The following is a 12,035-nucleotide window of genomic DNA, read 5'->3' as shown; positions in this document are numbered from 1 at the left end:
ATAAATATAATGTTCATGTGATAGTAAATATAAAATTAGTTTTCATATATCTCCTTTTTCAATGGTAAGAAGCATTTATTGAGTTTTTTTAAAAGAAACAGGGAGGTACTGACAGTGAAAAAGATATTCTCTTTAATCATATTGATGGTGATATTTGTAATGACAGCTGCGGCCTGTGGTATGAGTGCGAAAGAGAAGGAAGAGCAGGAAAAGATTAAAGAATTGGCTGGCCCTTTGGCAGTTGAGCTTGCTAAGGATATGGATGGGAAGGAGTTAATCATAGACGAATATAAGTTCTCTTCAAAAATTGGAGGAGGAACAATTTTTGTGAGAGGACATTACGAAGGAGAAAAATCTAATTTCAGGTCAGTACAAGTAGTATATAACCCGGAAAACATTCGCGATATGGAAGCCAGAGGTATGAGCCATGGCAAAGAAAAAGAATAAAGGGGAGCTATATACTATCTGATTAATTATATGTGTGAATTATTCCGACAAGAAGTGCGGAGGTACTCGCAGTGAAGAAAATGTTCTTGCTGATTTTAACGATGATGGTATTTGGAATAACAGCTGCAGCCTGTGGTATGAGTGCAAAATAGACGGAAGAGCAGGAAAAGATTAAAGAATTTGCTGGACCTTTGGCAGTTGAGCTTGCTAAGGAGATGGATGGGAAGGAGTTTATTATTGACGGCTGTGAATTCTCATCTAAGATTGGAGGCGGTAAAGTTTTTGTAGACGGGCATTATGAAGGAGAAAAATCTAATTTCAGGTCAGTACAAGTAGTATATAACCCGGAAAACATTCGTGATATGGAAGCCAGAGGTATGAGTCATGGCAAATAATAAAGGAGAAAATTATGCAATATGATAAGTTTCCTTTCAGAACAAGCTTATGAGGATGATGAAGTCAATAAGGTTATGAATGCTTGATAAGCGGGCAAGAGCAGTCCTGGGAAATGATAGACAGCATTTACCCACACAGACAATAGTCTGGATGCACCAGTTAGAATGTTATTGAAGTAGTGATTATATACAGAGGAACAGAAGCAATAATTCTTATTAACTGAATATTCCTTCTTATTCAGAAGGGTTTATGAAGCGCGGGGTACTGACATTGAAAAAGATGTTCTTTTTAATTTTTACGATGGTGGTGTTTGCAATGATAGTTGCGGGCTGTGGTACGAGTGCAAAAGAGAAGGAAGAGCAGGAAAAGATTAAAGAATATGCAACTCCGATTGCAGTTAATTTTGCAAAAGAATTTTATGGAAAAGTATTTGAAATTGACGGCTATGAGTTCTCCTCGCAAAGTGGGGGTGGAGTTTTATTTGTTCGTGGACACTTCGAGGGGGAAAAGCCAAACCAAAGAACTGTACAAATATCTTATAATCCTGAAAATTATAGGGAAATGACTGCAGATGCTATGAAGAAGTCTAAGATCGATTAAGAAGTGTAAACCGATGGATTACACATAAAACATTCAGCTCTCTATCAGTAGCTGCTTTCGATAAAAATATTCAGATGGAAGTATATGGGGCGGGTCTCGAAAGCTGTGACTTGGTTGACAGCATCCATACCTATTTCCAGTTTTAGATGTGGCAATGTTCGAGAACGGTGGTGAAGTGATAATAGCACATAGAGGAAAAGAAGCAAGTATGAATATAACCCAGAAAAAATTCGCGCGAAGCCAGAGGTATGAGTCATAGCAAATAATAAAGGAGAAATCTGTGCTATCTGATTATTTATATAGTTTCCATTCAGAACAAGCTTATGAGGATGATGAAGTCAATAATGTTGTGAATCCTAAGATAAACAGGCAAGAATTTTAAAAAAATACCCCAATGCGATTGTATTCGCATCCTGATGCAGGAGGAACTTATAATGGATGAACTGAAAATCGTCATCGGCGCCGGCCCCTACAACAACAACCCCGGCTGGCTGCATACGCAGGAAGAAGATTTGAACCTGCTGGACTCCGGGACTTGGAAGAGGCAGTTTGAGAAAGAGTCTGTTTCAGCGATTCTGGCTGAGCATGTTTGGGAGCACCTGACTTTTGCTGAAGGGGTGGAGGCGGCAAAGTTGTGCAGGGCATATCTGAAGCAAGGCGGCTATATTCGCTGTGCGGTGCCTGACGGGTATTTTCCGGATGAAGGTTATTAGGAAATTGTACAGATAGGGGGACCCGGACCAGAGGATCATCCTGCGGCGAGCCACAAAATCGTACATACCTATCGCACATTGACTCAAATGTTTGAGAGTGCCGGCTTTGAAGTAAAACTGCTGGAATACTGCAGCGAGGACGGAACGTTTTATGAAAATCTCTGGGATGGGGATGACGGGGTCATTTTCCGGTCCAAAAAATTTGACCCGAGAAATCATGGGGAAAAGCTTGTTTTTCCTTCGCTGATTGTGGATGCGGTGAAGCGATAGAGGGAGGGAATTAGATGAGCGGCTTAACAATTGAGGAATATTTTCAAAAGCGAAATCAAAGTGATGATTTAATGGAATACATACAAGGAGAAATCTGTTTCCTTCCTTCACCATCTACCGTCCATCAGCGGATTTCCGGACGGTTGTTTATCCAGCTGCTGCCACTGGCAGCAAGCAAAGATTGTGAAGTGTTTTATGCTCCGCTTGATGTTGAACTGGCAAAAGGAGAAGCGGTGGTCATCCCCGACATCACTGTCATTTGCGACAAAAGTGGGTTGGGCGAGCAGAGATACACGGGTGTTCCTTCGCTAATCACAGAAATCATCAGCCCGTCCAATCAGTCCCATGACCTGGTCACGAAGCTGAATCTGTATATGCAGTATGGAGTGAAGGAATATTGGATCGTTAATCCTCTTCTTCAAACCATCCAGCTTTACACCCTGGCAGATCAAAACCAATACTCACTAAAAGACGTGGTAAAAGAGAAGGGAACCATTCAGTCCGGTTTGTTTGGAACGTTCTCTGTCAATGCGGAAGCCTTGTTCCAATGAGCAGGGCTTTTTATTTTGCACCCATTTCTTCCCCCGCCCATAAACTAAGTATCAATTAAAGGGGGGCGGCCTATGTATGATCATCAGAGGGCTGTGAATCAGCCGCAGGTTGTGGCGTTTGCCAGGGGAGATGTAACAGGGGACCGGGTGCCGGACAATGTGTATCTGACCGGGGTGAAGACAGCGGACAGTCCGTTTGTCCAGAACATTACGCTTGTTGTGCAGAACGAAAAAACAGGGGCTGTGAGAAGGGTGACATTCCGGAATAATGCCGGATATGACCCGACGCTTTTTCTTGGTGATTTCACTGGGAACAGGACGGCGGATATTTTAGTCCGGATCAATAGCGGCGGCAGCGGGGCTTTCACGTACGACTACATGTATTCCTTTCTAAATGACCAGCCGCGAAAATTGTTTGATTCAGATCAATATAATGAGCAGTACCAATACGAGGTCACCTATCTGGACAACTACAGGGTAAAGGTGCTGAGTCAGTATAACGGCCTTCAGTATTTGATTGATATTTCAGGCAGGGACCGGGAGTATCTGAATGAAATTTACACACCGGACGGCAAGCTGAAAATGCCGATTAGCGGCTTTGTCAATCCATTGAGCGGGTTGTACCCCGTCGATTTTGATTCGAATGGGGTGTATGAACTGCTTGCCTATCAGAAAATAGCAGGGCGGTACAATGCAGATGCGCTCGGATACGTGATAAATACATTGGGATGGCAGGCGAATCGGTTCATTTTGGAAAATCAGTACGTTGCTATTTCAGGAAATACTCCTTAAGCCGTGGGCTGAAGGAGTGTTTCCATTTATCTGTTATCTCCGTATAATGACTGTAAGGGGGCTTTAGATGGACATTTATTTGGATGAAGTAGAGATGTATAGGGATTTTGATGAACTGGCTGCGGATTTGTTAAACATGGCGAATGAATTAATACCGGACAAGCTGATTTTTTTAAGTACGTTGACGGACACGAAACAAATCGTTTTAAAAGTGATGGATCACCATACAGACATTGCGATTAAAGAGGGGATGCAGGCGGACCTTCCAGAAACAGCATGCAGCCGGATTGATTTTGAACAAAATGAGCCGCTCGTATTTGAAGATATATCACAAGCTGACCTGGGTGAATTGAAAACCCTCCTTTTGGAACGAAACATTCAATCTTATATGGGCGTCCCAATCACATTGAGAAATGGTGAAACGTTCGGAACGCTGTGTGCAGTGAAGCAAACCCCTGCTGTCTTCAGCGCGAAGAGCATCAAAATGTTTCAGCGCCTGGCCAAAATGTTTTCCTACTACCTGGAGCTCGAACGAAAGGCATTAAGAGACTCATTAACCGGGTTATACAACCGGGAATTTCTTGATAAAACGTTTGGCCATACGGAATCCAGCGGAGGAGCCCTATTTTTTATAGACCTTGACGGGTTCAAGCAAATCAATGACAGCTATGGCCATGATACCGGGGACCAGCTGCTGAAAGAAGTGGCAGAGAGAATTCGCTCCTTTATGGGAACACAGAGCGGATACGCAGTCCGTCTCGGTGGAGATGAATTTATTCTTTGTTTTACGGATCTTGCCACAGAAGCTCATATCTGTGAGCAGGCAGAAGGGCTTCTTGCTCAGTTTGCTGAGCCGCTCCTGAAAAACATTCTGGTTTCCGCCAGTATCGGAATTGCCCCCTGGTCCCCCGCGGACAAAGGAGACCTGAACCAGCTCCTGAAAAAAGCGGACAGTGCGCTTTACGATGCCAAAGCAGGAGGAAAGAATACATACCGGATCAGCGGACATCAGGACTGCAGCTGATAAAACCCGCTATAGCAGCAGGATAACGGCCCTTGAGACCTAACCGGGCCCGACCGGTCTCAGCGGCCGTTATTTTCGCGAAAAGGAGCAATTTCCGCGGTGACCGGTCTCAGGAGCTCTTATTTGCGGGAAAAGTGGTGAATTTCAGTGCAGAGTGGAGGAATAGCTGCATCTGAGACCGGAAGAGTGTAGGAAAGCGCTTATATATTAAAAATAGCGGCTCTGGAGACCGAACAGGGCCCAATCGGTCTCAGCGGCCGTTATTTTTGTGAAAAAAAGCGATTTCCGCGGTGACCGGTCTCAGGAGCTCTTATTTGCGGGAAAAGTGTCGAATTTTAGTGCAGAGAGGAGAAATAGCTGCATCTGAGACCGGAAGCGTGCAGGGCAGCACTTACATACTGAAAATAGCGGCTCTGGAGACCGAACAGGGCCCAATCGGTCTCAGCGGCCGTTATTTCTGAGAAAAGAAGCAATTTCCGCGGTGAACGGTCTCAGGAGCTCTTATTTGCAGGAAAAGTGGTGAAATTTAGTTCAAAGTGGGGAAATAGCTGCATCTGAGACCGGAAGAGTGTAGGGTAGCGCTTACATAAAGGGAATAACGGCTCTGGAGACCGAACCGTGCCCAATCGGTCTCAGCGGCCGTTATTTCTAAGAAAAGAAGCAATTTCCGCGGTGAACGGTCTCAGGAGCTCTTATTTGCAGGAAAAGTGGTGAAATTTAGTTCAAAGTGGGGAAATAGCTGCATCTGAGACCGGAAAAGGAATAGAATGCGCTTACAATAAAAAATAGCGACTCTGGAGACCGAAACACGGCCCTAACCAACTCAACCAAAAAAGACGGGGATCAGCCTCCCCGTCTTTCGTTTATTCGCCTCCGCCGTTCAGGCCTTCTTCAATTAATTTCTGCACATCACTGTTGTAGAGGTATGCGAAGTGGTTCACACCGCGCAGCTCTATGTTTTTCGCACCGTCCAGCTTGGCTAGCTGGGGGCGGACGATGTAGTCACTGGTGCTGTAGATGGATGTATAGCGTATGCTTTCGGGAGCAGTTGATCCGACAAAGCGGTTGGGTGCTCCGAGGGTGACAATGTCTTCGACGTTTTCGGCTCCGCCGAGTTTGGTTGTGTAGTAGAGGGCGTTCATGCCGCCGGCACTGTGGCCAATGATGTCGACCTTGCTTTTGCCGGTTTCTTTTTTGACTTTATCGACAAAGCGTTCAAGCTGCTTGCCGTTTGTCAGGTTGTTTCCCGTTTTATCGGCCATTTCTATTGCGTACAGTTCATCAGGGTTCCAGCCTTTTTTTACAAGCTGGTTTTCAACGAGCTTGAAGCTTGCACCGATGCCGCCTGCGCCATGGATGAAGATGACCGGGTTGCGTTCCTGCTCCGCAGCCTTTGATGGAGCCGGCTGTAGGATGGAAAAAGATAGAAGTAGTGCAAATGAAATCATTGCCGCAAGATTTTTCATAGTGCCCTCCCAGAAATAAAGTAGTTTGCTTGCTTCTATCGTTATATATTCTGGATGGGGATTCAAGCGGCAATTTTTACTAACAAAAAAACACCCGTTACGGGTGCTTTCAAATGATTGATAAATCCAGAATTAGTTTGCAGCTTTGTCCTGAAAATTCATAGTGATAGGTGCCCTTCAGGTTTTCCAGTTCTCCCGCAGCTTCAATTATTGTGCCGGGAGAATCCAGGTGGCCTTTGTCAAATATTCCATGTTCTTCAGCAGTGAAGGTGCCGTATTTACCCAGGTACGTTCCTTCGAAATGGAGAAAGCCTGAGGTTTTTGACGTAGCCAGGTGACCGTCTGCCTGGCTTGAATTTAAATAATAGAGCAAATACTCCACATGTGCTTTTCCTGTTAAATCCCCATTTAATTCGTATTCGACGTGTGCAATATGAACGGGGAAAGCTTCTCTTGTGTCATCCACCGGTTTTTCATCCCACTTGCTTACAGTAAATTGTGCCTCCATTTTCATCTCCCTTTTCCAATTAATATTTATCGTTTGCTATTAAAAAAACACTGGAGCAAAAGCCCCGGTGTCTTGTTTATCTCAATTCCCATTTAGCCACGTTGACCGTTGTTCCATTTTCCGGACAAGATTCGATGAAAAATTCGTCCATCATTTTTTTTACGCCGGGGAGGCCTGCGCCAAGGCTGCCTGATGTGGTGAAGCCTTGTTCCATGGCCTGCCGGATATTCTTAATGCCGGGTCCGGAATCAATGGCTGTGATCCGGATGCCTCTTTTCATTTGTTCCTCGACGGTTTCAAATCGAATGTGGCCGTCTCCCGCATAGCGATATATATTTCGGGCAAGCTCTGACACAGCGGTCAGAATTCTTGCTTGATTGGCAGGTTTAAACTCCATCAACTGGGTCAATTCTCTTGCCGTTTTGCGGGCTATGATGATGTCGTCTTCTTTCTGGATCGGAATCACAAGAATCTGATCCATCTCTTGAATATTCATTCAGTCCACCCCTGAGAATACGTCCCCGTATTTAATCTATTAAAAAAAGCCAAAAGAAAGTAAGCTTGCTTTCTTTTGGCTTATGTCTAGTTCTATCGCCTAGCTCATTGCTGCCGTTATGAATGATTAGGTTTGAGAATAAAGAGAAATACACTTTTGTCCCGGTCGAAATCCCAGGAAGCAAAGATGTCTTCAAAGTCAGCGTCCAAAAAGCTCTGAAGCTGGTTTTTATGTTCATCTATAAGGCCCTTTTCAAGATTCCGTTTGGCGAGTGTCAGGATCTCCGGGTATCCAAGCTGGATGATTTCTTTTTCAATCGATGTAAGGATGCGCTTCCGGACCACGATCAGCGTTCTCGGATTCAACAGGCTGGAATACACATTGCCCGGTGCTTTTTCGGCTTTGATGCTTACCTTAATGATTTCGTTATGAACATCCTGCTGGTTCGGATAAGTACTGCTGTCCTCAAGGGAGTCAGCCGCAATCCCTGTAAACATGCCGGTATGGGTTGACAGGTTCCAGTCATAATAAAATTCTTCGATCTCGATGTCTATGTTCAGCTTGATGTAGGCTTTAATTTCTTCAATCAGCTTCTCCATCAGCATATCGCGTATTTTCTGGACGTACTTGTCCTGCTCACTGTCGAGCAGTTTATTTTCCATTGGTGTAAGAAAATCCTTGATGTAAACTGTCACATAAGGATGGGATATGGCGGCGAAAACAGAACCCGGCCCTTTTCCAAAGTGATCCCTCAGTAGTTTTCCAATGTAACTGCCAAGCTCTTTTTCCTTCGTATTAAGTGCCAATCTCGTCATCCTTTGCCAAAACATGATAACCAGCGATAACTCTGAAATAATCAGCAGTTTCTTCTATTATAACGTATACGCAGGTATTTACCTACCCATTTATCCATATTAACGCGAAAACTTTCTAAATTTTGGTTTCTTTTTTTTCAATAAGGGTATAGCAGTATTTAGCATATTGTCTATTTAATTTTTTTGGGACCGATGATAAAATAGGAAAAGGAGAGAGGATATGATGCTTCTTTCTAATGGAAAGGCAGTTTCAAACGATGGATATTAAGGCGCAGCAGACAAAGCTGGCAAGCAATTTCGGTAAGCTGCTGCGGGATAAGTTCGGCAAAGGGCCTGAAGCGCTCCATGTAACGATTGCACAGCCTTATGTACTGGTGTACATAAACGGCTTCATGTCGGCGATGGAACAGGTGCTTCTTGACCAGGGTCAGGACATGACAGTGAAAAAAGCCCGGGAATACTTGATGAAGTCTCTTGACCCCGAATTCCGCGGGCAAATTAAAGCGATTACGGACATGGATATCCAGCATCTCTACTATGACTGGAATCTGTCCAATCAGACCGGGGTACTGGTCGGTGTCTGTCCGGAGCTTCCGGCAGGTGGTACGGATACAATTGCCTCGTACGATGGCAAAGAAGAGGTACACAAGGAAATTATTAAAATCAGCGAACGGGCCGAAAAAGTGCCGGACGGGGTTTTTTCCTATCTTCTTAGTCCGCGTTCTTTGATTGTAATCCGTGAAGGGATTCTGGTCCCTATTGAAAAACAGCTGATCTCCCTCGGTTTCGATGAGAATCTCCGGATTGCCAAACGGCAGCTGGAAGGAGACATGCTGATTAACAGCACTCAATTTTCTAAAGTATTAAATGCCGTTGTTCAGGATGTATTTGTGGATTGGGATTTTGTTCTGGATAACAGCGTCATCTCCTTTATATTAAAACCGAATGAAGTTTAAGGCAGTAATGAGCTGGACAAATTGTGCCGGACATAAGCCGAAAAGAACAGGAATCCTTCTGTTCTTTTCGGCTTTTTCTATTTTTTGCAGCCGGAGGGGCATGACGCTCAACTAAGAATTCAAGCGAAGGGGTTTGGGTGGATGAATCACGACCTGGAGTTAACTTTAATGAAAAAAGAGCTTGAAAGACTGCAGCAGGATTATCATACATGCGAGAGCCTGGATTTAAAAAATCAAGTAAAAATGGATATTGAAATGCTGAATGCTTTTCTCGCGCAGTACGCTGAGAAAGCATGAATCCCTCAATCGTTTTTAAAGCGTCTTTCATGTGGAAAAGGTATAATACATGGTTAAAGACGGTACATTAAAGGCGATAAAATGAGGGGGAAATCAGATGAAAACCGGATGGAATCTGGATATGAGCTATACCCGTCTTCCGGAGACGTTCTACAGCAAGGTGGATCCGAATCCAGTCGTATCCCCAAAGCTTGTGATCGTGAATCGAAAATTAGCCGAATCTCTCGGATTGAATGCGGATGTGCTGGAAACACCAGATGGAATTGAAGTGCTCTCCGGAAGCCGGGCTGCAGAGGGGGCTGTTCCCATTGCACAGGCCTATGCCGGCCACCAATTCGGCCACTTTACGATGCTTGGCGATGGAAGGGCAATGCTGCTTGGTGAACAGATGGCACCGGATGGAACACGTGTCGACATCCAATTAAAAGGTTCAGGGAGGACTCCTTATTCCAGGGGCGGCGATGGGCGGGCAGCACTCGGACCGATGCTCCGTGAATACATTATCAGTGAAGCGATGCATGGACTTGGCATCCCGACGACCCGGAGCCTCGCCGTGGTGGAAACCGGTGAAGGGGTCTATAGGGAAACCAAACTCCCGGGAGCCGTTTTAACCCGAACTGCTTCCAGCCATCTGAGGGTCGGCACCTTCCAATATGCTGCGAACATGGGAAGTACAGAAGATGTAAAAGCACTGGCCGATTACGCTATCCAGCGCCATTATCCCGGCGGAGCGGATGAAGAAAACCCATATCTGGCTTTGCTTGAAGGTGTCATTAAACGGCAGGCAGCCCTAATTGCCAAATGGCAGCAGGCTGGATTCATCCACGGCGTCATGAATACCGACAACATGACCATAAGCGGTGAAACCATAGACTATGGACCATGCGCATTCATGAATGAATACAGCATGAGCACCGTTTTCAGTTCCATTGATGCTCAGGGCCGCTACGCTTATGGCAATCAGCCGGGAATCGGCGGCTGGAACCTGGCGAGATTTGCGGAAGCTCTCCTTCCCGTTCTGCACGACGAAGAAGATGAGGCCATTAAACTTGCTGAAGCCGCCATCTCCGCCTATCCCCGGGAGTTCTCGGAAAGCTGGATCAGCGGCATGAGAGCCAAGCTTGGTCTTTATAATGAAGAAAAAGAAGATGAAAAGCTTATTGAAAATCTGCTCTCTCTTATGCAAAAGCATAAAGCGGACTACACCAACACGTTCCGTGCCCTGACCTTTGACCGCCTGAAGGACAGCAGTCTTCATGAAATACCGGAATTTGTCCAATGGGAAGAAGCCTGGCAGGAACGTCTCGTCCGCCAGGAACAAACCACTGCACAATCCAGAGAACTCATGCGCACAAGCAACCCTGCAATCATCCCCCGCAACCACCGGGTGGAAGAAGCACTTGATGCCGCAGTGAACGGGGACCGGAGTGTAATGGATCAATTGCTGAACGTATTGGCAGATCCTTATGCGCATTCTGCAGAGCAGGAACCATACACTGCACCTCCTGGACCTGAATGCGGACCTTATCAGACTTATTGCGGGACATGATTTTAGTAGAAGAGATTGGCCTTTGCAAGGGGCCAGTCTCTTTTTTGCTGCATGGGATTGGATTATGAACGGGTGAGTGCCTCTTGGGTACATATGGTTGGATTTGTGAAGGGTATGTCCTCTTCGCTGCATAGGATTGGGTTTGTGGAGGGGTCAGTCCCTCACTCTGATAAAGCACTAAAGCTCCGGCACCGGCTCTGCAAACCGTTGGGGCACAAGGGGTAATGGTGTTGAGTCTCTGTCCCGTGATGCGGTGAAGCAAGTGGGGACAGACCCGGTGCCAGTCCCCACATTCTCTGCTGGACTAAAGCTCCGGCACCAAGTCTGCAAACCCTTGGGGCGCAAAGGATAGCGGTGTTGAGTCTCTGTCCCCTGATGCGTTAAAGCAGAGCGGGACTGACCCCGCTTATCCTATGAGTCTATTAAATCCAAAAACACAAAAAGCCGGCCCCTTGCACAGTGGACCGGCTTCTTCAATTTATATCCTTGAAAACAAATTCGCGGTGTTTGCTGAACCCATTCTTTTCATAGAAGCGTTTGGCATTTTCGTTTCCTGCCCAGTAATCGAGTTCAATTTTGCTGCAGTTGCCGGCTTTGGCGAGCTGCTCTGCTTCTTCAAGCATGAGCGTGCCGCAGCCTTTGTTTTGGTATTCAGAGGCAATGCTGATCTGGTGGATGTACAGAGATTGATACGCTTTTTTAAACGCGTTTTCGGGATATTGGCGCCATTCGGCCCAAAGGTAGCCTGCCGGCTGTTCTCCATCCTGAATGAGGAGAAAGAGATAGTTTTCACGATTGATGATTTTTTGGAAAAAGCTTTGGATCTCTTCGAAATGATAGGGTTTGAAATATTCCGGGTAGAGGGCGGTATGGAGTTCGTGGACGTACCGGTTCAATTTGGAAATGACTGTATAATCCTTTGTCTGGCTGATCTGCATCATCTTTACCCCTCTTCCTTTTAATGGATGATAACATGGAGGGGGTTTTCCTGCTACTCTTTTATTTGAATCGCCGTTTGATTCTTTCGAACAGGCTGACTGGTTTGCTCCATACAATCAAGAAATTTTTATCTCCGTTGGATAAAAGACGGATTCTTGCTTTTCTCTTAAACACCCGCTGGACAACCTCCTTGTTTTGAAAATCTTTTATAGTAAA

Annotated in this window: 14 protein-coding genes and 1 pseudogene; 10 read left to right on the top strand and 5 right to left on the bottom strand. The window is 45.5% G+C overall.

What is annotated here, in order from left to right:
* Positions 1-114 precede the first annotated feature (114 nt).
* The 7 genes and pseudogenes from GKZ89_RS16115 to GKZ89_RS16085 all read left to right on the top strand — a co-directional run bounded on the left by GKZ89_RS16115 (position 115) and on the right by GKZ89_RS16085 (position 4,793).
* The gene (locus tag GKZ89_RS16115; protein ID WP_155113436.1) at positions 115-447 is read left to right on the top strand and encodes a hypothetical protein; all 333 of its coding nucleotides are present in this window, start codon (positions 115-117) and stop codon (positions 445-447) included.
* Positions 448-638: 191 nt separating this feature from the next.
* Positions 639-842, top strand: coding sequence for a hypothetical protein (locus tag GKZ89_RS16110; RefSeq protein ID WP_155113435.1), 204 nt, complete (start codon positions 639-641; stop codon positions 840-842).
* 271 nt (positions 843-1,113) lie between these two features.
* Positions 1,114-1,443, top strand: a complete 330-nt coding sequence (locus GKZ89_RS16105) for a hypothetical protein (protein ID WP_162356969.1) — start codon at positions 1,114-1,116, stop codon at positions 1,441-1,443.
* A 434-nt stretch (positions 1,444-1,877) separates the two neighbouring features.
* A pseudogene (locus GKZ89_RS16100) lies at positions 1,878-2,426 on the top strand (class I SAM-dependent methyltransferase).
* A 14-nt stretch (positions 2,427-2,440) separates the two neighbouring features.
* Positions 2,441-2,977, top strand: a complete 537-nt coding sequence (locus tag GKZ89_RS16095) for a Uma2 family endonuclease (RefSeq protein WP_155113433.1) — start codon at positions 2,441-2,443, stop codon at positions 2,975-2,977.
* A gap of 72 nt (positions 2,978-3,049) precedes the next feature.
* Positions 3,050-3,769: a VCBS repeat-containing protein gene (locus GKZ89_RS16090; RefSeq protein ID WP_155113432.1), complete on the top strand. Its 720-nt coding sequence runs from the start codon at positions 3,050-3,052 to the stop codon at positions 3,767-3,769.
* A gap of 67 nt (positions 3,770-3,836) precedes the next feature.
* Positions 3,837-4,793, top strand: a complete 957-nt coding sequence (locus tag GKZ89_RS16085) for a sensor domain-containing diguanylate cyclase (RefSeq protein ID WP_155113431.1) — start codon at positions 3,837-3,839, stop codon at positions 4,791-4,793.
* A gap of 863 nt (positions 4,794-5,656) precedes the next feature.
* On the opposite strand, the gene GKZ89_RS16080 is transcribed toward GKZ89_RS16085, so the two are convergent.
* From GKZ89_RS16080 to GKZ89_RS16065, 4 genes are all read right to left on the bottom strand, one after another.
* Positions 5,657-6,259: an esterase/lipase family protein gene (locus GKZ89_RS16080; protein WP_155113430.1), complete on the bottom strand. Its 603-nt coding sequence runs from the start codon at positions 6,257-6,259 to the stop codon at positions 5,657-5,659.
* A gap of 109 nt (positions 6,260-6,368) precedes the next feature.
* Positions 6,369-6,767 carry a DUF3224 domain-containing protein gene (locus GKZ89_RS16075; protein ID WP_155113429.1) on the bottom strand — a complete coding sequence of 133 codons (399 nt, stop codon included), beginning with the start codon at positions 6,765-6,767 and terminating at the stop codon, positions 6,369-6,371.
* 76 nt (positions 6,768-6,843) lie between these two features.
* On the bottom strand, positions 6,844-7,263 hold the full coding sequence (locus GKZ89_RS16070; protein ID WP_277753244.1) for an anti-sigma regulatory factor: 420 nt from the start codon (positions 7,261-7,263) through the stop codon (positions 6,844-6,846).
* Between the two features lie 116 nt (positions 7,264-7,379).
* A complete protein-coding gene (locus GKZ89_RS16065; protein ID WP_241680297.1) occupies positions 7,380-8,069 on the bottom strand; it encodes a Na-translocating system protein MpsC family protein in 690 nt (229 codons plus the stop codon).
* Between the two features lie 245 nt (positions 8,070-8,314).
* Between GKZ89_RS16065 and GKZ89_RS16060 the strand changes: the two genes are divergently transcribed.
* From GKZ89_RS16060 to GKZ89_RS16050, 3 genes are all read left to right on the top strand, one after another.
* On the top strand, positions 8,315-9,034 hold the full coding sequence (locus tag GKZ89_RS16060) for a Na-translocating system protein MpsC family protein (protein WP_241680296.1): 720 nt from the start codon (positions 8,315-8,317) through the stop codon (positions 9,032-9,034).
* A gap of 141 nt (positions 9,035-9,175) precedes the next feature.
* Entirely contained in the window at positions 9,176-9,331 is a 156-nt protein-coding gene (locus tag GKZ89_RS16055) for a hypothetical protein (RefSeq protein WP_155113428.1), read from the top strand.
* A gap of 97 nt (positions 9,332-9,428) precedes the next feature.
* Positions 9,429-10,880 (top strand): protein adenylyltransferase SelO, encoded by a 1,452-nt coding sequence (locus GKZ89_RS16050; protein WP_155113427.1) that lies wholly within the window; start codon positions 9,429-9,431, stop codon positions 10,878-10,880.
* Between the two features lie 473 nt (positions 10,881-11,353).
* On the opposite strand, the gene GKZ89_RS16045 is transcribed toward GKZ89_RS16050, so the two are convergent.
* Positions 11,354-11,821: a GNAT family N-acetyltransferase gene (locus tag GKZ89_RS16045; RefSeq protein ID WP_241680295.1), complete on the bottom strand. Its 468-nt coding sequence runs from the start codon at positions 11,819-11,821 to the stop codon at positions 11,354-11,356.
* Positions 11,822-12,035: the final 214 nt, after the last annotated feature.

Source organism: Metabacillus mangrovi (assembly GCF_009711125.1).
GTDB classification, from domain to species: domain Bacteria; phylum Bacillota; class Bacilli; order Bacillales; family Bacillaceae; genus Metabacillus_B; species Metabacillus_B mangrovi.
This window is presented reverse-complemented; position numbering and strand designations above follow the sequence as displayed.